This is a genomic window from Mitsuaria sp. MSU3D, from assembly GCF_056867975.1.
Genome location: NZ_CP200314.1, coordinates 559,299 through 584,852 on the forward strand (window position 1 = coordinate 559,299; position 25,554 = coordinate 584,852).

A 25,554-nucleotide genomic window follows, 5' to 3' on the forward strand; every position below is an offset into this window, starting at 1 on the left:
CCCATGGGAACGATGCACGTGGCCTTCTGGGTCGTGGCCATGCTCGTGGTGCTGGCCGTCGCCTTCGACTTCATGAACGGCTTCCACGACGCGGCGAACTCGATCGCCACGGTCGTGTCGACCGGCGTCCTCAAGCCGCAGCAGGCCGTGCTCTTCGCGGCCTTCTTCAACGTGATCGCGGTGCTGTTCTTCGAGCTGAAGGTGGCGGCGACGATCGGCAAGGGGTCGATCGACGCGTCCATCGTCGATCACCATGTGATCTTCGGCGCGCTGATCGGCGCGATCGCGTGGAACGTGATCACCTGGTTCTACGGCATCCCGTCGAGCTCGTCGCATGCGCTGATCGGCGGCCTCGTCGGCGCGGCGATCGCCAAGGCAGGCACCAAGGGTCTGATCATGAGCGGCATCGGCAAGACGGTGCTGTTCATCTTCGTCTCGCCGTTGCTGGGGTTCCTGCTGGGCTCGCTGCTGATGGTGGCCGTGGCCTGGGTGTTCAGACGCAGTTCGCCGCTGCGGGTGGACAACTGGTTCCGGCGGCTGCAACTGGTCTCGGCCGGGCTGTACAGCCTGGGCCATGGCGGCAATGACGCGCAGAAGACGATCGGCCTGATCTGGATGCTGCTGATCGCCTCCGGCTACGCGGGCGCCGGCGAACATTCGCCGCCGACCTGGGTCATCGTCGTCTGCTACCTGGCGATCGGCCTGGGCACCATGTTCGGCGGCTGGCGCATCGTCCGCACGATGGGGCAGAAAATCACCAAGCTCAAACCGGTCGGCGGCTTCTGCGCGGAAACCGGCGGCGCGATCACGCTGTTCCTGGCGACTTCCCTGGGCATTCCGGTGTCCACCACGCACACCATCACCGGCGCCATCGTCGGCGTGGGGTCGACGCAGCGCGCGTCGTCGGTGCGCTGGGGGGTGGCGGGGAACATCGTCTGGGCCTGGATCTTCACGATCCCGGCGTCGGCGTTCATCGCCGGGCTGTTCTACTGGATCAGCTTCACGCTGTTCTGAGCGCGGCGCGCTACTGGCTGATCTCGCGGGCGGCTTCGACCTGCGATTCGAAGTAGCGCTGCGCCGAGAAGGCGATCGTCGCCATCAGACAGGCGCCGCCCACCATCAGGCAGGCGATCACGCCCAGGATAGGCAGCCAGCCGGTCTTGCGCACCGGTTGTCCGGGGTTGAAGCGGTCGGCCCATCGTTCGTCGGGCATCAGGCCGTAGACGATGCCCGCCAGCATGCTCTGGGCGATCATCAGCCCGAGCAGCGGGATCAGGAACCAGGCGGCGACGTCGTCCTGGCCCAGCGTGTCCATGCGGTGCACACCATAGAGGCCAAGCAGCGTCGGCAGCGGATGCAGCCAGGCGAGCTTGTCGCTGAATCCGTGCAGGTAGAAACGATGCGCCCCGAGGCTGCCGAGCGCGAAGCTCAGCCAGGTGGCGACGGTCTTGGACTTGAGGTCCGCCGCGCCGCCGGCGTCGGGAGCGACGGCGCTCATGCGGCGGGCGTTTCGGCAGGCGCGGACGGGGCCGCCGGCGAGGCCGCCGCGGTCGCGGGCGTCGCACCGGTGGGCGAACTGGTGTCACCCTGACCCAGCTGGCGTTGCATCAGCACGACATCGAGCCATTTGCCGAACTTCCAGCCGGCGGCCTTCATGACGCCGATGTCCTCGAAACCGTGGCTGCGGTGCACGCCGATCGAGCCGAGGTTCTGCGAATCGCCGATCACGGCCACCATCTGGCGGGCGCCTGCCGCCTCGCAGCGGGCGATCAGTTCGGCCAGCAGCAAGCGGCCGACGCCCTGGCCCTGGGCCTGGGGGGACAGGTAGATCGAGTCCTCGACGAAGTAGCGGTAGGCCAGGCGCGGGCGGAAGTAGTTGGCGTAGGCGAAACCGAGCACCTGCCCGTCACGCTCCGCGATCAGGTACGGCAGGCTGCGGCTGAGGACCTCGGTGCGGCGGCGGCCCATCTCGGCGCGGTCGGGCACGTCGGTCTCGAAGGTGCCGGTGCCGTGCAGCACCGCGTGCTCGTAGATCTGCTGGATCGCGGCGATGTCGCCCTCCAGGCTGGGGCGGATCAGGAGGGGGGAGGAACTGCTGGTGGTTGTCGTCATTGGGGGAGGAGGACAAAGCGTCAAACGCGAGTTTATAATGCCGGGTTTTGGCGCTGGCCCCCGGGTGTGGCTGTCACGCTTCGAAGCTTCCTGATCCGGAGCTTGTGCGATGACAGTCCGGGGGCGTATCTACAGGGCCAGCTGTCGAACTTTCGTGGGGATCTTTCGCGACACACGCGTGCCCTTTGAAAAGTCGATTCAATTGTCTGCTTGCCCCTGTGTGTCTCCCTGGTGCGGTGGAACGCTCAAAACCTGAAGGATAGATCATGGTCGTTATTCGACTCTCCCGCGGTGGCTCCAAGAAGCGTCCGTTCTACAACATCGTCGTGACCGACAGCCGCAATCGTCGCGATGGCCGCTTCATCGAGCGCGTCGGTTTCTACAACCCCGTCGCCACCGGCAACGCCGAAGGCCTGCGCGTCGCCCAGGACCGCGTGTCCTACTGGGTCGGCACCGGCGCCCAGCTGTCGCCGGCCGTCGCCCGCCTGGTCGACGTGTCCAAGAAGTCGGCTGCCGCTCCGGCCGCCGCCGTCGCTGCCTAATCCTTCGGATCGCAGCAGATGAAGCAAGCGCCCGACGACGTCATCGAGAGTTCTCCGGCCTTTCCGGAGGACGCCATCGAGGTCGGGCGCGTGCTGGACGCCTGGGGCATCAAGGGCTGGCTGAAGATCCTCAGCCACTCCGCCGATGCCCAGGCGCTTTTCGCCTCTCGCCGCTGGTTCATGAAGCCGAGCGAGAAGGCCCTGCCGGGCAAGCCGCATGTCGTGCCCCCCGTGCTCAAGATTCTTTCCGTCCGCGACCATGCGGACGGCATCGTCGCCCAGGTCGAAGGTGTGGCGGACCGCAACGGCGCCGAGGCGCTCAAGGGTGCCCGCATCTTCGTCTCGCGCAGCGTGTTCCCGGACACCGGCGAAGACGAGTTCTACTGGGTCGACCTGATCGGCATGAGCGTCGTCAACAAGGACGGCCAGACGCTGGGCGAGGTGATCGACCTGATCGACACCGGCCCGCACTGCGTGCTGCGCATCCTGCCCGCCGGCAAGACCACGCCGGTCAAGCCGGACGAGGAAATCCTCATCCCGTTCGTGAACGCGTTTGTCGGCGATGTCGACAAGGCCGCGCGGGTCATCCCCGTGGACTGGGATCTGGACTATTGAAGCCGTCGGGCCCGATGCCCATGCGCTTCGACGTTCTCACCCTCTTTCCTGAACTCTTCGACCCCTTTCTGCGGGTCGGCGTGACGCGTCGCGCCTACGAGAGCAAGCAGGTCGATGTGCGCCTGTGGCAACTGCGCGATCACGCCGAGGACAACTACCGTCGCGTCGACGACCGGCCTTTCGGCGGCGGTCCCGGCATGGTCATGCTGGCCGCGCCGCTGGAGCGCGCGCTGGCGGCGGTGAAGGCCGATCGCGCGACCACGCATCCCGGTGCGCCGGCCGTCGTCCATTTCAGCCCGACCGGACGCAAGCTCGACCAGGCGCTGGCGCGTGAGCTCGCGCAAGGCGAGGGCGCGATCCTGCTCTGCGGCCGCTACGAAGGCATCGACCAGCGCGTGCTGGACCGCCACGTGACGATGGAGATCAGCCTCGGCGATTTCGTGCTGTCCGGCGGCGAGCTGCCGGCCATCGCGATGCTCGATGCGATCGCGCGTCTGCAGGACGGCGTGCTGAACGACGCCGCCTCGCACCAGCAGGACAGCTTCTCGGACGGGCTGCTGGACTGCCCGCACTTCAGCCGCCCGGAGGTCCTGGAGACGCCCGACGGCCCGTTGCCGGTGCCGCCGGTGCTGCTGTCCGGCCATCACGCCGAGATCGCCCGCTGGCGTCGCGAGCAGTCGCTGGCGCTGACATTGCGCCGCCGACCCGAGTTGATCGAGGCCGCGCGCCGCGACGGCAAGCTCGACAAGAAGGACGAGAAGTTCCTCGCGTCACTGCGCACTGCCCAGGGCGGGACGATCGCCAAGACGGGCGAAGTTTGACGATCGCCCGACCACGTCTATAATCGCGGGTTTTTCCGATCCTCTACTGGGCTGATGGGGCAAGGGCGGTGCTTTGACACCGTTGGTTGAATCCCCACGCGGGCGGCGCCGAAGAATTCATTCGATGGCGGCCAGACCTGGAATCATCCTGATTCGCGCCGGCAAGATCACAGGAGATCCTCGTGAATCTGATCCAAACCCTCGAGCAAGAAGAAATTGCTCGCCTGAACAAGACCATCCCCGCTTTCGCTCCTGGCGACACGGTGATCGTCAACGTGAACGTCGTCGAAGGCACCCGCAAGCGCGTGCAGGCCTACGAAGGCGTCGTGATCGCCCGCCGCAACCGCGGTCTGAACTCCAACTTCATCGTCCGCAAGATCTCGAGCGGCGAAGGTGTTGAGCGGACGTTCCAGCTGTACAGCCCGCTGATCGCTTCGATCGAAGTCAAGCGCCGCGGCGACGTCCGTCGCGCGAAGCTGTACTACCTGCGTCAGCGTTCGGGCAAGTCGGCGCGCATCAAGGAAAAGCTGGCCATCAAGTCGGCCTGATCCTCGGCGCAAGCCACCCCCAAAGCCGCTCCAAGGCCCTGCCCGGAGCGGCTTTGTCGTTTCTGGCGTCCAATCGGGGCTTCGCGCCCCGAGCGCCCACGAACAAGTCCGGCACACCGGACGACCCTGCCGCATGCCGACGCCTCCTTCCAGCCGTCCCGCCAGCCGTCCAGCCATCCAGGATCCCCGCGCCATCCCCGTCACCGGCACCGATGCGCATCTCCCCGCCGTCCCCCGTGAGCGTCTGACCCCGGGCTGGCTGCGTGAGCGCTTCCTGCACCCGCTGAGCATCGACCCGGAGCTGCCCGGCGACGGCGGCCTCTTCCCGGGCCGCACGACGACGCAGGCCGCGGTGCTCATCCCGCTGGTGCAGCGCGCCGAAGGCCTGCACGTCCTGCTGACGCAACGCACGGCGCATCTGCGGGACCATGCCGGCCAGATCAGCTTCCCCGGCGGCCGCGCCGAGCCGGAGGACGGCTCGCCCGAGCGCACGGCGCTGCGCGAGGCGGAGGAGGAGATCGGCCTCGACGAGCGCTACGTGGACCTGATCGGCCAGCTGCCTGTCTATCGCACGGTGACAGCCTACGAGGTCACGCCGGTGGTGGGTCTGATCCGTCCGGGCTTCTCGCTGCGGCTGGATGCCTTCGAGGTGGCGGAGGCGTTCGAGGTCCCGCTGGAGTTCCTGATGAACCCCGCGCACCACCAGCGCCACACCTTCGAGTACGACGCGGGCGACGCGACCGGGGAGGCCGCCAGCGACAACGGTCCCCTGAAAGGCCGACGGCAGTTCCTGTCGATGCCGTGGACGGGGCCAGGTCTTGCGGTGTCGAACGTGGACCCCGACGTGACGCTGACGGCGGGCGCTTCGAAGGAGTTCTTCATCTGGGGGGCGACCGCCGCGATGTTGCGCAATCTCTACCGCTTCCTGCAGGTCTGAGCCACGGCAGGGGGCAGGGGGACACCGATCCCTCTTCGGCGGGTGTGCGGGCCGCTATCATCCCGGGCCATGAACTTCTTCGCGGTCTTGCTGGCGCTGGTGTGCGAGCAGCTCAAGCCTCTGCCGCACGGGAATCCGGTCCACCAAGGCATGATCGCCTGGGTGCGCTGGACCGGGCGCAACTTCGACGCGGGCCGGTCGCACCATGCGGCCGTCGTGTGGACGATCACCGTCGTCGGTCCGGCCCTGCTGGTCGGGGCGATCTACGCGCTCGTGCGGCCCTACAGCCTGCTGCTTTCGCTGGCGATGGACGTGCTGGTGCTCTATCTGACGCTGGGTTTCCGCCAGTTCAGCCACTACTTCACCGACATCCGTGACGCGCTGGAGCGTGGCGACGAGCTCGAAGCCCGCCGCCTGCTCGCCGAGTGGCGTCACCTCGACGCCAGCGAGCTGCCGCGTACCGAGCTGCTGAGGCACGTGCTGGAGCACTCGCTGCTTGCCGCACACCGGCATGTCTTCGGGGTGTTCTTCTGGTTCGTGCTGTTCTCGACGCTGGGCCTGGGCCCGGCGGGCGCGGTGCTGTACCGGATGGCTGAATTCGCCGGCCGCTACTGGGCCTTCAAGAGCCGCACGCTGGACGCGCCGACCAACGAGCGCCTGATGGAGCTCTCGCGCAAGCTGTTCGGGATGATCGACCACATCCCTGCGCGCCTGACGGCGACGGGCTTCGCGATCGTGGGCAACTTCGAGGAGGCGGTGAGTTCCTGGCGTCGCGACTCGGCGCTGTGGGCCCACGACAACGAGGGGATCATCCTCGCTTCCGCCGCGGGTGCCGTCGGCGTGCAACTGGGCGGCAGCGCCGCTCCAGGCGTCACGCCCGACCGCAGCAAGACCTTCGAATCTGGCGGCGACATGGATGCGACGCGGGCGGAAGGTTCCACCGGTGGTGTCCCACCGCAACTGGGTCACCTGCAGAGCGTGGTCGGCCTCGTCTGGCGCTCGGTTGTCTTGTGGATGATGCTGCTGGCCCTACTGACGCTGGCGAACCTGGTGGGCTGAGCGCGCCTTCCGCGCGCAGACGATCTCCAGAGCTTGGCCGGGTCCGGCGGCGAAGCCGAGCGTTCCAAAACTGACTTGAGCGCCGTCTGTCCGAGCGGCGCGAACCGCAGGTGAGCAAAGCGAGTTGGCGCGCCCGCGAGGCCCGAGCCGCCGGACCCGGCCAAGCTCTGCGCACGCCCCAACCGGAAGTTCAAGCGTCCCGCACATCGGCCAGCACCTGCTGGCCGAAGTCCTTTCTGGCGAGGAACTTCAGCACCTGAGCCGCGGTGTCCCCGGCGCTGGCCAACTGGCCTTCGGCCTTGAAGGCGGCAAAGCGATCCCGGTCCGGGAACTTCGACGAATCGCCCCCGCGCAACTGGGCCTGCATGTCGGTGTCGATGATGCCGGGCGCCAGCGAGACGACGCGCGCGGCGCGTTCCCCCTTGGCTGCCTTGTGTTCCTCGTCCAGCGCCATGGCGCGGCTGAGGTTGTCCATGCCGGCCTTGGCCGCGCAATAGAGCGCGCTGCCGGCCATCGCGCGGCGGCCCAGGCCGGACGAGATGTTCAGCACCTTGCGCTCGGCGGGCCAGTCGCGGGTGGCATCGAGGAAGGCCGCGCTCATCAGCACAGTCGCCTCCAGGCCGACGCGCAGCGCGGCGGACAGTGTCTCCAGCGACTCTCCGTCGATGGGGCCGGGCGTGGTGACGACGCCGGCGTTGTTGATCAGCGTCGCGGTGGTCCATTCGCGGGGCTGCGTGCGCAGCCAGTCGGCCAGGCGCTGCGCGATCGCCAGCGGGCTCGACAGATCCGCCTGCCATTGCTGCAGCGGCAGACCGCGCTCATGGGCGAAACGCTCCAACGCCTCGCTGCGTCCCCGGGCGATGCCGATGACCAGATGACCGGCCTCGAGCGACTGGCGCGCCAGCGCCTCGCCCAGGCCGCGCGAGCTGCCGGTGATGATCGTGAGGGAATGAGCTTGGGAAGAGTCGGTGGACACGGTCGAGGACATTGGGAATGCTCCTTGGGCGGATGGCGGGATGCACGCTCAGAAATCGGGCGGCGAATGCAATGAAAGCGGCGGCGCATCGAGCACCGCCGGCAGGTTGAGGTCCCGTGCATGCAGCAGCAGGCGGGGTGCCTGCGCGAGGACCTCCGGCGGCGCGTACAGCGCGTCGCCGAGGATGGGATGACCGGCGGCCAACAGATGCACGCGCAGCTGGTGCGAGCGCCCGGTGACCGGCTCAAGCTCGACGCGCGTGGTGCGCGCCGCGACATCGCGATCGAGCACCCGCACGCGGGTCAGGCTGGGTTTGCCGCGCTCGTGGTCGACCATCTGCCGCGGGCGATTCGGCCAATCGACGATCAACGGCAGGTCGATCTCGAACGCGTCGCGTTCGACGAGGCCCGCCACCACCGCCTCATAGCGCTTGTCGACGAGCCTCGCGGCGAAGGCCTCGCTGAGCGCGCGCTGAATCGCCTCGCCGCGCGCGAAGACGATCAGGCCGGAGGTCGACTGGTCCAGCCGATGCACGATCAGCGCATCCGGAAATTCAGCGGCCACGCGCGCCCAGGCGCAGTCCTGCTTGTGCTCGCCTCTGCCGGGTACGGACAGCAGGCCCGACGGCTTGTCGACGACGACGCGCCATCTGTCCGCATGGACGATGGTTAGTGCCGCCAGGGTCGGATCAATCATCGAGGCATCGTTGAAGCATCATCAGGAATCACCCAACGTCGTTGCAGCTCAGAACTGGTGGATCCATCCGGACTGCTGCGCCGACTGCGGATTCGATCCTGCCGCGCTGACCGCTTCGAGCGATTGCGCCGCGGGCACGCCCAGCCGCTTCAGCACGCAAGCGGCCATCGTGCCGGTGCGGCCCATGCCGGCGGCGCAATGCAGCAGCACGCGGTCGCCCATGCGCAGGCCTTGCGCGATGTGCTCCACACCCTGCCGGAACGCCGCACTGTCCGACGCGAGACCGAAATCGCGCATCGGCACATGCAGCCAGCGGAAGGGCAGCCGGCCCTCGGCGATCGCCTTGTGATACGGCGGCGAGAGCTCGGCGACTTCCTCGAGCGGGTTGAGGCAAACCACCATGTTGAGCTGATTCAGGCGCGCCTCGTCGAGGAAGGCGCCCCAGGACTCGCGGCGGCCCGGCATCGACTGCAGCCACAGCCGGCCCGGGATGGCGTCGGGGAGGGGGAGGGGTCGGAAAGCCATGCCCCCGATTGTCGGGTCTCCCTGCTGGAGGCGATGTTAATCAACTAAAAGTTTATTAATTTGACGGGCGGCGCGATCATCGCGGCATGGCGTTCAGCGCCTCGTTCGACGCCCCGCCGAAGCAAGGCTCGAAGTCACAACAACGCAAGCGGAAGGAGCTCGCCATGATCAGGATCCAGGGACTCGACCATCTCGTGCTGCGCGTGCGCGATCTGCCGGCGGCGCTGCACTTCTACGTGGACCTGCTGGGTTGCACCGTCGAGCGGCGTCAAGAGGAGATCGGGCTGGTGCAGTTGCGCGCGGGCGCGCAGTTGATCGACCTCGTGCCGCTGGACGGCAAGCTCGGCCGTGTCGGTGGCGCAGGCCCGGGCGCGGAGGGGCGCAATGTCGACCACTTCTGCCTGCGCGTCGAGACGCTCGACGAGCCCGCGCTGCGTCGCTGGCTGACGTCGCAAGGCGTCACCGTCGACACTTACGGCTCGCGCTACGGCGCGGAGGGCGACGGACCGTCGCTGTACCTGTTCGATCCCGACGGCAATGCCCTCGAGCTCAAGGGCCCGCCCTGGCCGGCGGGGCTGCACGAGGCGCTGGACCAGTCGGTGAAGTTCGGCCCCATGTACGGCACCGAGGCGCTGCCGCTCTTCAACCACTTGCCGATGGCGCTCGGCGCGCTGGCTCGGCTGGGCGCGCCGCGCGAATCGCTGCAACGGCACATCGACCATTGGGCGCCGCTGTCACGCGTCGCGGACGATGACGGCGTGCCGCCGCCCTCCGTCGAGGACGCGCTGCGCCGCGTGCTGGCCGCGCCCGAAGCGCAGGCTTTCCATGTCGCGATCCGGCTCGCCTATGCGCTGCAGTCGGGGCATCGTCAGGAGCTCGACGCGGCGCTGAGGACGACGATCGGGCTGAAGAGCCCGCTCGGCGCGCCGGTGCCGGCGGGGCAGGGGCGTGAAAGCCTTCGTGAAGTCATCGATGCGGTGCGTGCCGATCCCGCGCTCGCCATGCCGGCGATGCCGGGCACGCTGATCACGACGCGGATGCAACATGCCGCGACGCTGCCGGGCTTCGACGGCTACGTGGAGCGCCCGCGATTGACGCTCGATGCGCTGGCGGAAGCCTCGCTGGCCGCGTACCTGTCGCGGCACCAGTTCGCCTCGTTGCACCTGGTGACGGGCACGCATGCGCTGCGCGTGCTGCTGGAGGCCGCCGCCTCACGCGGCCTGGCGGTCGACGAGGGCCAGGTCTTGCGCACCGTCTGGCGCGCGTGGCTGGGCACGTATCTGTCGGAACTGCGTCCGGCGCCGGCCTGGGCGCTGGTCCACGCGGGACCCGCGACGGAGGACGACTGGACGCGCGAGCTGCCCGCGCTGCACGCGTCGATGAACGACCACCGCATCAAGGTCGCCGACGCCGCGCGCGAGGAATGGCGCCATCGCGGCTGGCCCGGCTATGCCTTGTGTCTGCGCCGCGAAGGGGCCGCACAATGAGCGCCGTGCTGTCTTCCTCCGAGTCCTCCGCGACTGCCACCTCGCCGGCGCCGCTGCGCCATCCGCATCTGCTGCTCTGGGCCGTCTGCGCGCTCGCGCTGATGAGCACCGCCGGCGTCGCGCTGCCGTACCCGATCCTGGCGCCGATCTTCGTCAGCGGGCCGGTCGACGACTTCACCCATTTCCTCGGCCTGCGGCCGGAGCTGCTGATGGGCCTGGCGCTGGCGGTGAACCCGGCCGGCATCCTGGTCGGCAGCCTGGTGATCGGGCCGATGTCCGACCGCTACGGCCGGCGCCGTGTGCTCAGCGTCACCATCACCGCGACGCTCGTCGGCTACGGGCTGAGCGCTTTCGCGCTGGCGTCGCGGGACTATCCGCTGTTCGTGCTCTCGCGTTTCGCGACGGGCCTGACCGAAGGCAACGTCGCCGTCGTGCGGGCGCTGCTGGCCGACTGGCATCCGCAGCTCGAGCGCACGCGCAGCTTCGCCTGGCTCAACGCGAGCCTCTACATCGGCTGGCTGGTCGGGCCGCTGCTCGGCGGCCTGACGCTGCCCTGGGGCGAGGCGGTGCCCTTCATCGTGGCGGCCGTCGTGATCCTGCCTTGCCTGGTGCTGCTCGGCTTCGGGCTGCCCGACGACCGGCCGACCGCCAAGCCCGAAGGCGGGATGCTCGCCGCGATGCGGCGGCAGCAGTCGCTGGGGCTGATCGCCCAGGATCCCGTGTTGCGCCACCTCGCGCTGCTGCAGCTGGCGTACACGCTGGGCGTCAACGCGCTGTACGAGTTCGCGCCGCTGTGGATGCTGCAGCAGGCGGGGCTGGACAGCCGCGGCATCGCGCTGGTCACCGCGGTGCAGTGCGCCGCGATGACGGCGGCCAGCATCTTCGCGGCGCGCATCGGCTCCGGGCCGACGCCGCTGCACCGCGCGGCGCGTTTCGCGGTCGTCGCGGCGATCGGGCTGCTGGCCTTGAGCCTAGCGCCCTCCTGGCTGGGACTTGCGTTGATCCCGTTGCTGGGGGTGCCGCTCTCGTTCTACAACGCGCTGATGCCGGCATGGATGTCGGAGCGCTTCGCCGCGCATGGCCAAGGCCGCGTGATGGGCCTGCTGACGACGGTCTTCTGCCTGTCCAACACCTTGATCGCGCTGATCGGCGGCGCGCTGGGCATGCTGTCCGCGCGCTGGATCATGCTGCTGGGCGGCACGATGTGCTTGGGCGCGGCGATCGGCTTCATCCGCTTCGCGAGGCGCCACTCATGAGTCAAGGGAACGAGGACCGGCTGCTGTTCGAGCTCAAGAGCCGCGGCCCGCAGGCGGCGGCCGCGCTGGCGGCAACCGTCGCCATCACGCCGATGGGCGCGCACAAGCTGCTGGCGCGCCTGGAGGAGCAGGGACTCGTCGTCGCGCAGGACGATCAGCGCGGCGAGGCCGGACGGCCGCGCAAGCTGTGGTCGTTGACGGCGGCGGGCCACGGGCGTTTCCCGGATCGGCATGCCGATCTCACGGTGCAACTGATCCAGCAGGCGCGCGCGGTCTTCGGCGAGGCGGGGCTCGATCAGTTGATCGGCGCTCGAGAGCGCGACAGCGAGTTACGCTACCGCGCCGCGATCGAGCGGTGCCGAACGACCGGCGACCGTGTGCGCGAACTCGCTCGGCTGCGCGCCGAGGAAGGGTACATGGCCCGCGCCGAGCGTGTCGGCAAGGACTGGTTGTTGGTCGAAGACCATTGCCCGATCTGCGCCGCCGCACAGAGCTGCCAAGGCTTCTGCCGCTCGGAGCTGGCGCTGTTCGAGCGCTGCCTGGGGCCCGGACTTACCGTCGAGCGCACCGAGCATCTGCTGGCCGGCGCGCGGCGCTGTGCCTATCGGATCAGCGCGGTGTAGTGGACTGCAGAGTCCGCTGGCCCTCACCCCCACCCTCTCCCGCAAGCGGGAGAGGGAGCAAGAAGGGCGCCAATGTCACGAGACGATGTAGGCCGCGGCGCCGGTGGCCAGCAGTCGGCCCTGCTCATCGGTGAACGCCATCCGCGTGTTGGCGACGCGGCTGCCTAGCCGCATCACCTCGGCCTCGCAGCGGAAGAGGGCGCCGATGGCGGGCCGCAGGTAGTCCACGCGCAGGTCGATCGTGCCGAGCTTGGCGAAACGCTGCAGCCGTTGCTGCGGCGCTTCGTCGAGATGTCGCGCGCCGATCGCCGCCATCACCGCCAGGCCGCCCATCGAATCGAGCGTTGCGCTGATCACGCCGCCGTGCAGCCGGTTGTGGGCGTAGTGCCCGACCAGGTCCGGCCGCATGGGAATGTGGGCCCGCACGATCTCGTGCTGCAGTTCGTCGATCTTCACGCCGAGCACCTGGTTGAAGGTGATCAGCTTTTCGAAGATCTCGCACAGGGCGGTGGTGAACTCGGGCTCGAAGGGGCTCTTCACGTCGGTCATGGGCGCGGACCATAACGCAAGGCCGCGCGCGGCAGGAGAGCGCTCGCCCTAATCCGCGCGGACAAGCACGCCGTGTATGCGCCGCTCCCCTTGAGCCGCGTCAGTCCACGCGTGCTCCCGACGCCTTCACGATCGGCTCCCATCTGGCGATGTCCTGCTTCAGCATCGCCGCCAGCGCGGTCGGGCCGCCGCTGAGCGGCTCCACGCCCAGCGCCTTGAGCTTGGCCAGCGCATCGGGCGCGTTCATCACCGAGCTCACGTCCTCGGACAGCTGCTTCGTGATCGCGTCCGGTGTCCCGTGGAGGGCGAAGAGTCCGACCCAGAGCTCACCCGCGAATCCCGGGACGACCTCGCCGATCGCGGGGACGTCCGGCAGCGCGGAGGAACGCTTGGGCGAGCTCACGCCGAGCGCGACGAGCTTGCCGGCGCGCACGAACTCGAGGCACGACGGCAGGCTCGCGAAACCGACGCTCACCTGACCGCCCAGCATGTCGGTCAACGCGGGCCCGACGCCCTTGTATGGCACATGCTCGAGCTGCAGTCCGGCGGAGCGGTTGAGCATTTCGCCGAGCAGGTGGTTCAACGAGCCGTTGCCGGCCGACGCGTACTGGTAGGACGGGCTCTTCGCCTTGGCTGCCGCGATGAAGCCCTTGAGGTCCCGCGCCGGGAAACCCGGGTGGACCACCAGCACGTTGGGCACGACGCCGATCGGCGCGATGGGATCGAAGTCCTTCACGGGGTCGAAGCCGATGCGCCGGTACAGCGCCGGATTGATCGCCTGCGTGCTGCTGATCGTCAGCAGCAGCGTGTAGCCGTCCTTCGGCGCGCGTGCCGCGAGCTCGGTGCCGATGTTGCCGCCCGCGCCGGCGCGGTTGTCGATGTTGAAGACCTGGCCGTATTTCTCGGTGAGCTTCTGCGCCAGGATGCGACCCACCGCGTCGTTGGTGCCCCCTGGAGCCTGCGGCACGACGATGGTCACCGGCTTGCCGGGATAGGCCTGCGCCCGCGCGGCGGGCACGACCGCGTTCAAGGCGGAAAAGGCGGTGAAGGCGCAGAACTCTCGCTTCGTCAGCATGACGTTGTCTCCTGTTGTTGTCTTGGGGTCGGGGTCGTCCGGGGCCGCGGAACGCCGAAGCGGCGAGTGCGCTCAGCCGTCGCCGAGGGGGCTGAGGCCGGCCTCGATGAGCAGAGCCTTCGCGCGCAGGACCACCGGCTTGTCGATCATCAGATCGCCGAGCTTGGTGGCGCCGAGGCCGTCGCGATCGGCGATGTCGAAGGCGGCGACGATGGCGCGCGCCTGCGCCACCTGCTCGGGCGTTGGCGTGTAGCAGGCGTTGATCGCGTCCACGAACTTCGGATGCACGACCACCGCGCCGCGGAAGCCGAGCGAGCGGGCCTGCTGCAGCAGTGCTTCGAAATCCTCGACGTTGCCGAGGTTGGCGATCGAGCCGACGAAGCCCACGGGCAGCACGCCGGCCGCGCGCGCCGCGTACAGCACCATCAGGCTCGGCGTGAGCAGCGCCTGGGGCGTCGGAAGACCGCCGACGTCGAGCGAGAAGTCCTCGCTGCCCAGCATCATGGAATGCACGCGCGGCGAGGCCGCGGCGATGTGGTGGAGCCGTGGCAGCGCGGCCGCGGACTCGATCTGCAGCAGGAAGCGGACCCCGCCCGCCGGCAGACCGGCCGATCGTTCGAGTTCGTCGACGACGCCGGCCAGCAGCTGGACATCGCGGGCGTGCTCGACCTTCGGCAGCACCAGCAGGCGCAGGCCCGGCGACACGGCGGCGCGCAGGTCGTCGATGGCGGTGTTCAGCGCGCCGTTGACGCGCACCGCAGCGGCCTTGCCGCTCGCGTGCACGCGTCCGATCGCGGTCGCCACGCCGGCACGCGCGGCCGCCTTCCTGCTCGGATGCACGCCGTCCTCGAGATCCAGGATCACGACGTCGGGCGTCTTGTTCAAGGCGCTTTGAAGCAGACGCTCGTTGTCGGCGGGGACGAACAGGTAGGACCGGTAGAAGCGGTGCGACGGAGCGGTCGATGTGGTCGATGTGGTCGATGCGGGGCGGGCGTTCATCACTGGTCCTTCAGCCATTTGTCGTTGTCCTGGCCGAGCGCCGGTGCGGGTCGGCGCACCGGCGGACGCGCGCCGTTGATCTTGAAGGGCACGGCGTGCACGGACACCGTGCGGCCGTCCGGCGTCTGCGCGTCCAGCAGCAGTTCGCGCTCTCGCACGTAGGGGTGCTGGAGCAGGTCCTCGATGTCGCAGACCTCGCCGGCGGTGATGTCGCGTTCCTCGAAGAAGGCCAGCGCTTCGGCCAGCGTGAGCGTCGACAGGTGCCCCTGGATCAACTCGTCGAGCGCGTCGATGTTGGCGAGCCGCGCCTCGTGCGTGGCGAAGCGTTCGTCCTTCAGGGCCTCGGGCTTCCCGATGCCGGCGAAGAGCCGCTGCAGCGTGCCCGCCATGCCGGCGGACAACGCGACCCAACGCCCGTCCTTGGTCGCGTAGACGTTGCGCGGTGCATGCGTCGGCGAGCGGCTGCCGGACCGTTGCGTGGCCTGGCCGGTGAGCTGGAACTCGGAGGCCTGCGGGCCGAGCATGGAGAACAGCGGCTCGAAGAGCGAGAGGTCGATCTCCTGGACCGTCGGCGAGGGATGGGCGCGCTGGCGATGCAGGGCGGCCAGCGCGGCGGTCGCTCCGTGCAGGCCCGCCACCGAGTCGGCGAGCGAGAAGGGCGGCAGCACCGGCGGCCGGTCCGCATGGCCGTTCATCGCGGCGAAGCCGCTCATCGCCTCGATCAGCGAGCCGAAGCCGCCTTTCTTCGCGAACGGGCCCGTCTGTCCCCAGCCGGAGATGCGGACCACGATCAGGCGCGGGTTCAGCCGCTGCAGCGCGTCGATGCCCAGCCCCATCTTCTCGAGCGTGCCGGGACGGAAGTTCTCGACCAGGATGTCGGCGCGCGTGATCAGCGACCTCAGCGAGGCCATGCCGTCGTCCGAGCGCAGGTCCAGCGCGACGCTGTCCTTGTTGCGGCTGTACTCCATCCAGTAGGTGCTCACGCCCTGGCGCTGCCAGGCGCGCAGGTCGTCGCCACGCTCCGGCGACTCGATCTTCACGACCGACGCGCCGAGATCGGCGAGCACATGCGTCAGCACGTTGCCCGACACCAGCCGCGACAGGTCGATCACGACGACATCCGACAGCGGCTGGCGCTCGTCGGAGAGGGAGGGCTCAAGGCTCATGGAGGCGCTTCCTTTCATGGAAGCAGCCTACGGATGCGCGCCGTCGCTGGGAAATACGGATGTCGGCTAGGCGCTAGTCGGATCCGGACTAGCGGGCGTGCGGAGACGCGTTACGCCAGCGTCGCCGGCCATTGCCCGGTCAGCACGAGTTCCCGGATCACTTCATCGACGAGATCGCTCACCGCGCGTGCCGCGGGCCCTGGCGAGCGGGTCAGCGCGAAGCAGCTGCAGATGGTTCGCCGGATTTCCGGATCGCGGATCACGGCCTGGCGCAGGCGACCCTGGCGCAGTTCCTCGCTCACCGAGCCCGGCGAGAGGATCGTGAACGCGAGCCCCGCGGCGACGGCGCTCTTGACTGCGGGCAGCGAGTCGATCTCGGCCACCACGTCGAGCTCGACGCCATGGGCCCGGCAGGCCGCGTCGATGATGCGCCGCAGCCCGTGCTCCGTGTTGGGCAGGATCATGGGAAAGCGGCTCAGCTCGCGCAGCGCGAGCTCGCGCCCCAGCGGCTGCGCGCCGGCACCCGCGGCGCCCACCAGCACCAGCTGCTCCGTCAGCAGCTGCCGTTGCGACAACCATGGCTCCTGGCGGTCTTCGAACAGGATGCTGAGTTCCAGCCGCCCCGCCTGCAGCCATTCGCGCAGGAAGCCGCTGTGGCTCTCGACGATGCGCAGCCGCACGAGCGGCAGCCGCGTCCGCACCAGGCGCAGCAGCGGCACCGTCGCCGCCAGCGCGACGGTCGTGGGCAGGCCCAGGATGACCTCGCCGGCGAGGTGCTGTCCGTCGGCCAGCACCGAGGCCTTGGCGGCCTCGAGTTCCGCCAGCACCTTGCGCGCCTGCTCGACGAAGCGGCGGCCGTTGTCGGTCAAGGCCATGCCGCGGCTGGAGCGGATGAACAGGGGCGCGCCGAGTTCCTCCTCCAGCGCGACGATGTGCTGGCCGAGCGCGGGCTGGGCCAGGTGCAGCAGCCTGGACGCCTTCAGCAGGCTGCCGGCGTCGGCGACGCCGATCAGATACCTCAGCTGGCGCAGTTCCACGAGATGATCTCCAGAGGCCGCTCAGGGTGCGGCCCCTCACACCATACCGAAGTGCGCGCCGTGTGGTCTGACGCCGATGCGCCAATCGCGCACCGGGCGCCTTGGCACAATGCGCGGCATGAGCGACACGACTTCCCCCGCGACTTCCACGGCAGGCGACACCGCCCGTCCCGACGGTTTCCTCCGCGTGCGCGCCGCGTTGCGCGCGCTGTCCCACGAACACGAGCCGCGTTGGCTCGAGGTCTCGGCCCGCAGCTCGCAGGAGGCGGCCGACGCCCTCGGCGTCGCGCTGGGGCAGATCGCCAAGAGCGTCGTGTTCAAGCGCAAGTCCGACGGCGCGGCCGTGCTGGTGATCGCCTCCGGCGACAAGCGCGTCGACGAGCGCAAGCTCGAGCTCCACACCGGCAAGCTCGGCCGCGCCGATGCCGACTACGTGAAGGCGAGTACCGGTTTCTCGATCGGCGGCGTGTCGCCACTCGGCTTCCAGCCGGCGGAGGAGGGCGCCGCCCCGCAGCTGTTCATCGACCAGGAGTTGTTCCGCTTCGACGCGATCTGGGCCGCGGCCGGCCATCCGAACGGCGTGTTCCTGATGACGCCGCAACAGCTGGTCGCGCTGACCGGCGCGCCGGTGATCGAGGTCGCGCAGTGAGCGACGTCGCCCGCACGCCTGAAGGCCGCGTCGCCTCGCCCTGCATCAACATCTGCAAGATGCATGAGCCCACCGCGCTGTGTCGCGGCTGCGCGCGCACCATCCCCGAGATCGCCGGCTGGAGCAAGTCGGACGACGAGTCGCGCATCCGCCTGCTCGCGCTGCTGCCCGAGCGCCGCGCGCTGCTGATCGCGCACGGCGCGCTTGCCACCGAGCCGCTGCCCAAGGTCTGAACGGAGCGACGATGGTCACGATCGATTTCTACTTCGACCCGATCTCGCCGTATGCGGCGCTCGCCTTCGAGCGGCTGCCCGAGGCGCTGGCCGGTCGCAGCGTCGCGGTCCGCTACGTGCCCATCCTCTTCGGCGCGATGCTGAAGGCGCTCGACCACAAGGGCCCCGCCGAGATCCCCGGCAAGCGCGACTGGACCTACCGCCAGGTGTCGTGGCTCGGCCACCGGCTCGGCGTGCCGCTGGACCTGCCGGCGGCGCATCCTTTCAATCCCTTGCCCTTGCTGCGCCTGTTGTGGGCCACCGCGCCAAGCGCCCACGACGGACTCGGGACGCCGGGCCGCTACGCGGTCGAACGCGTCTTCCACCATGTCTGGCGCGGCGGGCTCGACGCGGCGGATGCGCAGCGCCTGGCCGAACTGACGGCGGACCTCGCGCCGATGCGCGATCCCGCCTCGGCCGAGGTCAAGGCCGCGCTGCGCGGGGCCACCGATGCCGCCGTCGCGCGCGGCGTCTTCGGCGTGCCGACGATGGCCGTCGACGACAAGCTGTTCTGGGGCCTCGACGCGATCGAGATGCTGACCGGCTACCTCGATGGCGACACGTGGTTCGACGGTCCCGCGTGGGACGCGGCGCGGACCTTGCCGGTGGGCATCCAGCGCGGCTGAGCGCGGGCGGTCGTCGAGACGACGACGAGGTCGCTTCGCCCTCGAATGTCGCCGTAGGGACATACCCTCTGATGCGGCGCGCAGGCACCGAAATTCCGCATCGAGAAATGCGAAGCGAGGGTTGCACCCGGGTTTGTCAGCCTGAGGCAAGCAAGTCGTCAGAAACGGGTCAGAGCGCGCTCGGATAGTCGCTCCCCAAGGGCCATCGGTCGATGGCTCTGGGAAATCCCGAGGAGACAATCCCATGGCAACTGCAAGCGCAGTGACCACCAATGCGCCGATGACGGCCGAAGAGAAGAAGGTGATCTTCGCCTCTTCGCTGGGCACGGTGTTCGAGTGGTACGACTTCTACCTGTACGGCTCGCTCGCCGCGATCATCGGCAAGCAGTTCTTCACCGGCCTGGATCCGACGGCGCAGTTCATCGCGTCGCTGATGGCGTTCGCGGCGGGCTTCATCGTGCGTCCGTTCGGCGCGCTGGTGTTCGGCCGTCTGGGCGACATGATCGGCCGCAAGTACACCTTCCTGGTGACGATCCTGATCATGGGCCTGTCGACCTTCATCGTCGGCGTGCTGCCCACCTATGACACGATCGGTCCCGCCGCGGCGGTGATCCTGGTCGGCCTGCGCCTGCTGCAAGGCCTGGCACTGGGCGGCGAATACGGCGGTGCCGCGACCTACGTCGCCGAGCACGCCCCGCACGGCAAGCGCGGCGCGTACACGTCGTGGATCCAGACCACGGCGACGCTGGGCCTGTTCCTGTCGCTGATCGTCATCCTGGGCACCCGCACGGCGCTCGGCGAAGCGACGTTCGCGGCCTGGGGCTGGCGTATCCCGTTCATCGTGTCGATCCTGCTGCTGGCGATCAGCGTGTGGATCCGGCTGTCGATGAACGAGTCGCCCGCCTTCCAGAAGATGAAGTCCGAGGGCAAGACCTCCAAGGCGCCGCTGTCCGAGTCCTTCGGCCAGTGGAAGAACCTGAAGGTCGTGCTGCTGGCGCTGTTCGGCCTGGTGGCCGGCCAGGGCGTGGTCTGGTACACGGGCCAGTTCTACGCGCTGTTCTTCCTGCAGAGCGTGGTCAAGGTCGATCCGGCCGCGGCCAACATCATGGTGGCGGTGGCGCTGCTGATCGGCACGCCGTTCTTCGTCGTGTTCGGCACGCTGTCCGACAAGATCGGCCGCAAGCCGATCATCATGGCGGGCCTGCTGCTGGCGATCCTGACCTACTTCCCGCTGTTCAAGGCGCTGACCAACGCGGCCAACCCGGACCTGGCGAAGGCCCAGGCGACCGCGCAGATCACGCTGACGACCGATCCGGCGCAGTGCTCGTTCCAGGGCAGCCCGATCGCGCGCGACGTGGACTTCACGACGCCTTGCGACATCGCCAAGCGCGCCCTGGCGCAAGCCGCGGCGAACTACGAGACCGTGCCCGGCGCGGCCGGTTCGGGTCAGGTCAAGATCGGCGACAAGGTCATCGAGGCGCCGACCGCGACGCTGACCGCCGGTGGCCACAAGTTCGACGAGGACAGCGCGAAGAAGATCGCCGCGTTCAAGAAGGACCTGGCCGACGCGATGAAGGCCGCGGGCTACCCGGCCAAGGCCGACCCGGCCAAGGTCAACACGCCGCTGGTGATCGCGATCCTCGCGGTGCTGGTGCTGTACGTGACCATGGTCTACGGCCCGATCGCCGCGATGCTGGTGGAGCTGTTCCCGACCCGGATCCGCTACACCTCGATGAGCCTGCCGTACCACATCGGCAACGGCTGGTTCGGCGGTCTGCTGCCCTCGATCAGCTTCGCGATGGTGGCGCAGAACGGCAACATCTATCACGGCCTCTGGTACCCGATCGGCATCGCCGCGCTCACCCTGGTGATCGGCCTGCTGTTCGTCCGCGAGACCAAGGACGTGGACATCTACGCCCGCGACTGAGCGAGCGCTCCGCACCAACGAAAAGGGCGGCCGAAAGGCCGCCCTTTTTCATGGTCGCGGATCGTCAGCCGGCGGCCTTCATCTGCTGCGCCCTCGCCAGCACCGAGGACGCGTACTCGGCGGCCTTGATCTCGCGGCCGTAGGAGTCGGTGGCGCCCGGCGCCCAGTTGTCGCCGCCGTTGTACTTCTGCAGCATGTTGGTGGCGTCGCCGCCCTTGTCCGCGAGGATCACGCCGGCCATGGCGACCTGGTCCTTGGGATCGTTGTGGTCGTAGGCGTGCCCCATCTTTTCCTGGAACTTGCCGGCGTAGGCCTGGCGGGTGCCGGGCTCGACCTGCATCAGGCCGTCGCCCGCGCTGGGACTGCCGTTCAGACCCTTGCCGAACTGGCTTTCCTTCTCCATCTGCGCGGCCAGGATGTAGGGATCGACACCCGTCTTCCTGCCGGCCTCCTGGCAGTCTTTCCACAACTCCGCGGGCATGCCGGCGGGGCCCTTGCCGCCGCTCGTCGAGGACACGTCGCCCACGCCCGACGGCGAGCCGGTGTTCGACACCGGCGGTGCATAGGACGGCTGCTGGGCCTGATAGGCGTTGTTGGGCTGGTAGGCATTGGAGGGGCCTTGCGGACCGCACGCGCCCTGGGGACCGCCGGCGCCCGAAGCACCCGATGGGCCACCGACGGCCGACGGGCCGCCACCGCCACCGCCACCGCCTCCACCACCGCCTTGTGCACCCTGCTGCTGTTGCTGCAGCGCCTTCATGATCTCGTTGATCAGGAGGTTGAGGATCTGGAGGATCACCTCGGTCAGTCGGGCCTGGATCTCGGCCGCGCCGCCCGGCGCCTGCGACAGGCCCGAGAGGCCTCCCGCCTGGCCAAGGGAATCGAGGCCGCCCAGGCCGCCGAGGCCTCCGAGCGGTTGGTTCTGGAAGCTCACGGACATGGCAGGTCTCCTTCTGGGGTTGCTGACGACAAAAGGCCATCTTGGGCACCCTTGCGCGCGTCGCTGGCCAGATCCGAAGCGGCGTCCTGATCCCCGAAGACATCGAGAAGTTGGACGCCGGCCTCGCTGCTTCGCGCCGAGGGCGAAGATTTCGCGATGCGAGCTTCGATCGCGTCGGCTGCATGCCAGGCTCATCGAGAGCGGCCACCGTGAGCAACCCCCATGTACCTGCAGTCCACGCCTTCCTTCGACAGCACCGCCCCGTTCGATCCCATGTCGGGCAGTGGCGGCGGGTTCCCTTCCGTGCTGCCCGCGCCGGAAGCGTCCTGGAACGGGCGACGCATCCTGTCCGCGTGCCTGCTGCTGGCCAGCCGGATCGGCCGGCATGACGAGGCCGCTCACATCGGAGCGGCGCTCGCGCGGGACCTGGGCGACGAGCGAGCCGTCAAGGTGCTGATGGCGGTGGGCGCGCTACTCGGCGGGGATGCCTCGGTGGGCCGCGCGGAGCTGGCGCACGAGCAGCATTCCGGCGAGGCCGACGCCGCCACGCTGGTGTTCGCGATGGTCGACCGGCTGGCCGGCGGCCAGCACGAGTGGCGGCCGCTGGTCGAACGGGTGCTGTCCACCAGCAGCGATCCGACGTGGCGCGCGATCGCTTATGCGATCGAGCAGATCGGCTGAGCCGCACCGGCATCACGCTTGGATACAGGTGGCGCTCAGCCTGCTGTCAGGCTTGCTTCCCACAATGGCCTCCGACCCGGTCAGTCTGTCGCGACCGGCAACCTCAAGAGGAATTCGGAGCCATGTGGAAAATCGTCGTTGGATTCATCGTCTTCGCTGCCATCGCGCTGTTCGTGCTGATGAAGAGCGGCGGCAACATCGACCTGACGGGCGAGAAGCACGACGTGACCGGCGGTCACGCGGACCAGGCCGCGAGCGATGCGGCTTCGGCGGCGATGGCGGCTGCGTCTGCGGCCCTGCCGGCAGAAGCGGCTTCCGTCGCCGCGTCGGGCGCTTCGCAGTAAGCAGTGCCACACCTGCGCCGCATCACGCGGCGCAGGCCCGAGGACCGGTCACCCGCCCCGGTCCTCGCTGGCGGCGCGCAGCGGCGCGTCGACCGGCAATCGCATCATCATCCACGTGCCTTCGCCCGGCCGCGAGATCACCTCGATCTGACCGCCCAGCACGTTCGTCACGATGTTGTGCACGATGTGCATGCCCAGGCCCGAGCCGCCCTTGCCGAGCTTGGTCGTGAAGAAGGGATCGAAGATCCGGCGCACGATCGAGGCATCCATCCCGTGGCCGTTGTCGTCGACGCAGAGCTCCACCGTGGCCTCGTCGAGCCGGTGGCAGCTCACCCGCACCTCGCCCTGCGCCTCGCCCTCGAAGGCGTGGACCAGCGTGTTCATCAGGAGGTTGGTCAAGACCTGACCCAGCGCGCCGGGATAGCTGCTCATGCGCAGGTCCGGCTGCAGGTCGGTGACGATGCGGAAGGGCGTGTGCTTGAAGCTCGGCTCGACCATCACGAGCACGTCCTCCACCACCTGCGCCAGCTCGAAGTCGCGCCGCGTGTCGCTGGTCTGGTCGATGGCCACCTGCTTGAAGTCGCGCACGAGGTCGGCCGCCTTCTGCACGTTGCGATGCAGGATGTCCTGGCCGCGTCGCGTGTCCTTGACGAGCTCCTCGAGCTGGCTGCGCCGCATCGGCGTGTTGTCGGTCAGCATGCGGTCGAGCTTGCCCCAGCGGTCCTCGAGCGCCGACACCACCGTCAGCGCATTGCCCAGCGGCGTGTTCAGCTCATGCGCGACGCCCGCGACCAGCCGGCCGAGCGAGGCCAGCTTCTCCGACTCGACCAGCTCGCGCTGCGCGGTCTTGAGGTTGGCCAGCGCCTGCGTGAGTTCCGCGTTGGATTCGGTCAGCTGGACGGTGCGCTGCGCCACCTGGTCCTCGAGCGTGCTGGCATGACCGCGCAGGTCGTCGAAAGCCTTCAGCAGCGCGAGCCGCATGCGCTCCATCGCCTTGCCGACGCGTGCGATCTCGTCCTCTCCGCCGAAGGCCAGCGGCTTGTCGAGCTGGCCGGACGCGAGCTCGTCGGCGGCCTCGGACAGCCGCGCCATCGGGCGCAGCACGCGGCGCTGCATCACGACGAGGATCAGCCCCAGCGACACCGTCAGCGTCAGCAGGCTGCGCCACAGCGCGTTCCAGAGATCGTCGCGCTTGCGCGCCATCAGCGGCTCGGCGCTCATGACCACGGTCAGCTTGGCGATCTCGCGGCCGTCGCGCAGCACGGAGCGCGTCTCGCTGAGCGTCATCGCGTCGTCGGGCGTGCCGCGGTGGAACTCGATGAAGGCCTGCTGCGCGGCGTTCTCGGTCACGACGACGGAGACGAAGCGGGGATCGTCGACCTGCGCCTTGACCATGGGCTCGGCCAGGTCGGGCGAGACCTGCCAGATCGGCTCCGCCAGCGACAGCGCCAGCACCTCCGAGACGCGCGACAGGTCGCGTTGCAGGTCCTCCATCACGACGCGGCGGCTCAGCTGCTGCTCGTACAGCAGCACGCCGCCGGTCGGCAGGGCCAGGCCCGCCAACAACGCCAGGATCACGGCGCTGCGCAGAGAAGTCTTCATCAGGGCCACGTCCGTCCCTCTCAACCCTTGTGACGGCCGATTATGCAAGTCGACGATGACGACCTCATGCGGCGAAACGCTCATCCGCCGCCAGCACGGTCACGCGGTTGCGGCCCTGGGCGCGCGAGGCCTGCAGCGCCTGGTCGGCGCGGCCGATGAAATCCCGCGCGCTGTCGCCCTGGCCGAGCTGCGTGACGCCCACCGACAGGCTCAGGCGCCGGTCCGCGGCCACCTGCAGCTGCGCGACGCCGTGGCGCAACTGTTCGGCGAGCGTGTAGGCCTCGTGAAGGCCGGCGCCCGGGATGAGCAGCGCGAACTCGTCGTCCTCGATGTGCGCGGCGACGTGGTGGCTCTGCGCGACGCTGCGCACGGCGTTGGCGACCTGCCGCAGCGTGTCGTTCAGGCGTGCCTCGCCGAGGCGCTCGCGCAGCGCCGGAAAGTCGTCGATGTCGCCCAGCAGCAGGCACGGCGCCGTCGGCGTGCCGGCGTCGGGGCTGCGCAGGCAGTCGGCCAGCGCGCGGTCGAAACCGCGGCGGTTGCTCAGGCCCGTCAGCGGATCCAGCAGCGCCTCGCTGCGCGCGCGGTGGACCTCCTGCCGCAGCGACGCGACCTCCTGGCGGCTCGCCTCCAGCTTCGCCACCAGGCTGAGGACCGCGTGGCCCATGTCCTGTGTGCCCTGCAGCGCGGCCGCCAGCACCTGGACGTGCTGCCCCGGCGCGGCGTCGCGCAGCGAGCGCTCCCAGCCCTGCAGCGCCCGCGCGTACTGCTGCACCTGCTGGCCCGCCTGGTCGGTGCAGTCGGACACGCCGCGCAGCACGTCGCCGACGTCCTGCGCCAGCGTGACGGCCATCTGTTCATCGAGCTCGGCAATGTGCTTGCGGTAGAGCGCCCAGGTCTGCGGCTCGTCCAGCGTCGCGCCGTCCTGGGTCAGTCCCATCAGCTCGCGGCTGAGCGCACCGTTCATCGCGGTCACGTGCTCGTACCAGACGGCATAGGTGACCGGATGCAGCGCGGCGCGCTGTCTGGACATCAACGGCAAAGCGGTCCGCAGCGCCTGTGCGCTGGCGGCAATGCTCTCGGTGTACCTCATCGGCAGGGTCCCTCGCAGGTCCGGAACCTGTCACGTCCGTCGACGCGCGGTCCCTTGTCGTTTCCTATCCCCACTTCCACTTCCACTTCCGCCGTGCGCCGCTTCACGGCGGCAGGCGCTCCCGGACTTCGGCGCAGTGGGGCCAGGTCTTGAGGGCCCCACCACACCTTGGCGGCACGGGCCGCAACTATTCACGCGACATGGGACAGGGGAGGGGACACGCCCTCGAAGACCGAGCAGAAGCCAGCGGCACCGGTGCCCCTCTGCGCTCAATCGCCTCCTCACGCTCGGCATTCGCTTCGAGGGGCACCGGCGCCGCCGGCTTCGAGGCACCGTGAGCCTCGGGCCTCGGGCCTCGGGCTTTGGGCTTTGGGCTTTGGGCCTCGGGTCTCGGGTCTCG

The 25,554-nt window shown here is 69.1% G+C and carries 29 protein-coding genes and 1 pseudogene; 17 read left to right on the forward strand and 13 right to left on the reverse strand.

From position 1 onward, the window contains the following. Positions 1-3 precede the first annotated feature (3 nt). Positions 4-1,014: an inorganic phosphate transporter gene (locus AC1VNM_RS02555; RefSeq protein ID WP_377156061.1), complete on the forward strand. Its 1,011-nt coding sequence runs from the start codon at positions 4-6 to the stop codon at positions 1,012-1,014. A 10-nt stretch (positions 1,015-1,024) separates the two neighbouring features. Here the strand turns inward: AC1VNM_RS02555 and AC1VNM_RS02560 are convergent, their stop codons facing one another. Then, entirely contained in the window at positions 1,025-1,498 is a 474-nt protein-coding gene (locus tag AC1VNM_RS02560) for an NINE protein (RefSeq protein WP_377156060.1), read from the reverse strand. Further along, positions 1,495-2,112, reverse strand: coding sequence for a GNAT family N-acetyltransferase (locus AC1VNM_RS02565; protein ID WP_483105756.1), 618 nt, complete (start codon positions 2,110-2,112; stop codon positions 1,495-1,497). Before AC1VNM_RS02565 ends, AC1VNM_RS02560 begins: the two co-directional genes overlap by 4 nt. A 266-nt stretch (positions 2,113-2,378) precedes the next feature. On the opposite strand from AC1VNM_RS02565, the gene rpsP reads away from it, so the two are divergent. From rpsP to AC1VNM_RS02595, 6 genes are all read left to right on the forward strand, one after another. Continuing rightward, positions 2,379-2,654 carry a 30S ribosomal protein S16 gene (gene rpsP, locus AC1VNM_RS02570; protein ID WP_377156057.1) on the forward strand — a complete coding sequence of 92 codons (276 nt, stop codon included), beginning with the start codon at positions 2,379-2,381 and terminating at the stop codon, positions 2,652-2,654. An 18-nt stretch (positions 2,655-2,672) separates the two neighbouring features. After that, positions 2,673-3,269, forward strand: coding sequence for a ribosome maturation factor RimM (gene rimM, locus AC1VNM_RS02575; protein WP_483105757.1), 597 nt, complete (start codon positions 2,673-2,675; stop codon positions 3,267-3,269). Between the two features lie 20 nt (positions 3,270-3,289). Continuing rightward, complete coding sequence (gene trmD, locus AC1VNM_RS02580) at positions 3,290-4,090, forward strand: tRNA (guanosine(37)-N1)-methyltransferase TrmD (protein WP_483105758.1); 801 nt, start codon at positions 3,290-3,292, stop codon at positions 4,088-4,090. A 182-nt stretch (positions 4,091-4,272) separates the two neighbouring features. Beyond that, positions 4,273-4,638 (forward strand): 50S ribosomal protein L19, encoded by a 366-nt coding sequence (rplS, locus tag AC1VNM_RS02585; protein ID WP_297523974.1) that lies wholly within the window; start codon positions 4,273-4,275, stop codon positions 4,636-4,638. A 133-nt stretch (positions 4,639-4,771) separates the two neighbouring features. Beyond that, positions 4,772-5,575: an NUDIX hydrolase gene (locus AC1VNM_RS02590; protein WP_377156052.1), complete on the forward strand. Its 804-nt coding sequence runs from the start codon at positions 4,772-4,774 to the stop codon at positions 5,573-5,575. A 69-nt stretch (positions 5,576-5,644) separates the two neighbouring features. Next, positions 5,645-6,634 (forward strand): CobD/CbiB family protein, encoded by a 990-nt coding sequence (locus AC1VNM_RS02595; RefSeq protein ID WP_377156050.1) that lies wholly within the window; start codon positions 5,645-5,647, stop codon positions 6,632-6,634. A 190-nt stretch (positions 6,635-6,824) separates the two neighbouring features. Here AC1VNM_RS02595 and AC1VNM_RS02600 read toward each other — a convergent pair whose 3' ends face one another. From AC1VNM_RS02600 to AC1VNM_RS02610, 3 genes are read right to left on the reverse strand one after another with little or no spacing between them, the layout of a single operon-like run. Next, positions 6,825-7,622, reverse strand: a complete 798-nt coding sequence (locus tag AC1VNM_RS02600; RefSeq protein WP_483105759.1) for an SDR family NAD(P)-dependent oxidoreductase — start codon at positions 7,620-7,622, stop codon at positions 6,825-6,827. Between the two features lie 36 nt (positions 7,623-7,658). Beyond that, positions 7,659-8,306: a pseudouridine synthase gene (locus AC1VNM_RS02605; RefSeq protein WP_483105760.1), complete on the reverse strand. Its 648-nt coding sequence runs from the start codon at positions 8,304-8,306 to the stop codon at positions 7,659-7,661. A gap of 48 nt (positions 8,307-8,354) precedes the next feature. Further along, the gene (locus AC1VNM_RS02610; RefSeq protein WP_483105761.1) at positions 8,355-8,831 is read right to left on the reverse strand and encodes a protein-tyrosine phosphatase family protein; all 477 of its coding nucleotides are present in this window, start codon (positions 8,829-8,831) and stop codon (positions 8,355-8,357) included. Positions 8,832-8,995: 164 nt separating this feature from the next. Between AC1VNM_RS02610 and AC1VNM_RS02615 the strand changes: the two are divergent. The 4 genes and pseudogenes from AC1VNM_RS02615 to AC1VNM_RS02630 form a co-directional block, all read left to right on the forward strand. Beyond that, a pseudogene (locus tag AC1VNM_RS02615) lies at positions 8,996-9,403 on the forward strand (VOC family protein); the annotation flags it as partial. Positions 9,404-9,868: 465 nt separating this feature from the next. Further along, positions 9,869-10,318 carry a questin oxidase family protein gene (locus AC1VNM_RS02620; RefSeq protein ID WP_483109225.1) on the forward strand — a complete coding sequence of 150 codons (450 nt, stop codon included), beginning with the start codon at positions 9,869-9,871 and terminating at the stop codon, positions 10,316-10,318. Between the two features lie 5 nt (positions 10,319-10,323). Continuing rightward, complete coding sequence (locus AC1VNM_RS02625; RefSeq protein WP_377156043.1) at positions 10,324-11,574, forward strand: MFS transporter; 1,251 nt, start codon at positions 10,324-10,326, stop codon at positions 11,572-11,574. Then, positions 11,571-12,197, forward strand: coding sequence for a helix-turn-helix transcriptional regulator (locus tag AC1VNM_RS02630; protein WP_483105762.1), 627 nt, complete (start codon positions 11,571-11,573; stop codon positions 12,195-12,197). The genes AC1VNM_RS02625 and AC1VNM_RS02630 overlap by 4 nt, the downstream gene beginning before the upstream one ends. A 75-nt stretch (positions 12,198-12,272) precedes the next feature. Here the strand turns inward: AC1VNM_RS02630 and AC1VNM_RS02635 are convergent, their stop codons facing one another. From AC1VNM_RS02635 to AC1VNM_RS02655, 5 genes are all read right to left on the reverse strand, one after another. Continuing rightward, positions 12,273-12,746: a thioesterase family protein gene (locus AC1VNM_RS02635; protein ID WP_431102606.1), complete on the reverse strand. Its 474-nt coding sequence runs from the start codon at positions 12,744-12,746 to the stop codon at positions 12,273-12,275. 100 nt (positions 12,747-12,846) lie between these two features. Continuing rightward, on the reverse strand, positions 12,847-13,821 hold the full coding sequence (locus AC1VNM_RS02640) for a Bug family tripartite tricarboxylate transporter substrate binding protein (protein WP_483105763.1): 975 nt from the start codon (positions 13,819-13,821) through the stop codon (positions 12,847-12,849). A gap of 72 nt (positions 13,822-13,893) precedes the next feature. Continuing rightward, complete coding sequence (locus tag AC1VNM_RS02645) at positions 13,894-14,820, reverse strand: HpcH/HpaI aldolase/citrate lyase family protein (protein WP_483105764.1); 927 nt, start codon at positions 14,818-14,820, stop codon at positions 13,894-13,896. Beyond that, on the reverse strand, positions 14,820-15,986 hold the full coding sequence (locus AC1VNM_RS02650; RefSeq protein ID WP_483105765.1) for a CaiB/BaiF CoA transferase family protein: 1,167 nt from the start codon (positions 15,984-15,986) through the stop codon (positions 14,820-14,822). The genes AC1VNM_RS02645 and AC1VNM_RS02650 overlap by 1 nt, the downstream gene beginning before the upstream one ends. A 110-nt stretch (positions 15,987-16,096) precedes the next feature. Next, positions 16,097-17,023, reverse strand: coding sequence for a LysR substrate-binding domain-containing protein (locus AC1VNM_RS02655; protein WP_377156031.1), 927 nt, complete (start codon positions 17,021-17,023; stop codon positions 16,097-16,099). A 118-nt stretch (positions 17,024-17,141) separates the two neighbouring features. On the opposite strand from AC1VNM_RS02655, the gene AC1VNM_RS02660 reads away from it, so the two are divergent. The 4 genes from AC1VNM_RS02660 (at position 17,142) to AC1VNM_RS02675 (ending at position 20,497) form a co-directional block, all read left to right on the forward strand. After that, the gene (locus AC1VNM_RS02660) at positions 17,142-17,672 is read left to right on the forward strand and encodes a YbaK/EbsC family protein (protein WP_483105766.1); all 531 of its coding nucleotides are present in this window, start codon (positions 17,142-17,144) and stop codon (positions 17,670-17,672) included. Further along, the gene (locus AC1VNM_RS02665) at positions 17,669-17,905 is read left to right on the forward strand and encodes a DUF1289 domain-containing protein (protein ID WP_377156027.1); all 237 of its coding nucleotides are present in this window, start codon (positions 17,669-17,671) and stop codon (positions 17,903-17,905) included. The genes AC1VNM_RS02660 and AC1VNM_RS02665 overlap by 4 nt, the downstream gene beginning before the upstream one ends. Positions 17,906-17,916: 11 nt before the next feature. Beyond that, positions 17,917-18,570, forward strand: coding sequence for a DsbA family protein (locus AC1VNM_RS02670; protein ID WP_483105767.1), 654 nt, complete (start codon positions 17,917-17,919; stop codon positions 18,568-18,570). A gap of 244 nt (positions 18,571-18,814) precedes the next feature. Beyond that, entirely contained in the window at positions 18,815-20,497 is a 1,683-nt protein-coding gene (locus AC1VNM_RS02675) for an MFS transporter (protein ID WP_377156023.1), read from the forward strand. Between the two features lie 64 nt (positions 20,498-20,561). Here the strand turns inward: AC1VNM_RS02675 and AC1VNM_RS02680 are convergent, their stop codons facing one another. Further along, positions 20,562-21,437 (reverse strand): transglycosylase SLT domain-containing protein, encoded by an 876-nt coding sequence (locus AC1VNM_RS02680; RefSeq protein ID WP_483105768.1) that lies wholly within the window; start codon positions 21,435-21,437, stop codon positions 20,562-20,564. Between the two features lie 222 nt (positions 21,438-21,659). Between AC1VNM_RS02680 and AC1VNM_RS02685 the strand changes: the two genes are divergently transcribed. Continuing rightward, a complete protein-coding gene (locus AC1VNM_RS02685; RefSeq protein ID WP_483105769.1) occupies positions 21,660-22,118 on the forward strand; it encodes a hypothetical protein in 459 nt (152 codons plus the stop codon). Positions 22,119-22,240: 122 nt separating this feature from the next. Then, the gene (locus AC1VNM_RS02690) at positions 22,241-22,462 is read left to right on the forward strand and encodes a hypothetical protein (protein ID WP_377156019.1); all 222 of its coding nucleotides are present in this window, start codon (positions 22,241-22,243) and stop codon (positions 22,460-22,462) included. Positions 22,463-22,510: 48 nt separating this feature from the next. Here the strand turns inward: AC1VNM_RS02690 and AC1VNM_RS02695 are convergent, their stop codons facing one another. Continuing rightward, complete coding sequence (locus AC1VNM_RS02695) at positions 22,511-24,064, reverse strand: sensor histidine kinase (protein ID WP_483105770.1); 1,554 nt, start codon at positions 24,062-24,064, stop codon at positions 22,511-22,513. Between the two features lie 64 nt (positions 24,065-24,128). Next, a complete protein-coding gene (locus AC1VNM_RS02700) occupies positions 24,129-25,154 on the reverse strand; it encodes a GGDEF domain-containing protein (protein ID WP_483105771.1) in 1,026 nt (341 codons plus the stop codon). Positions 25,155-25,554: the final 400 nt, after the last annotated feature.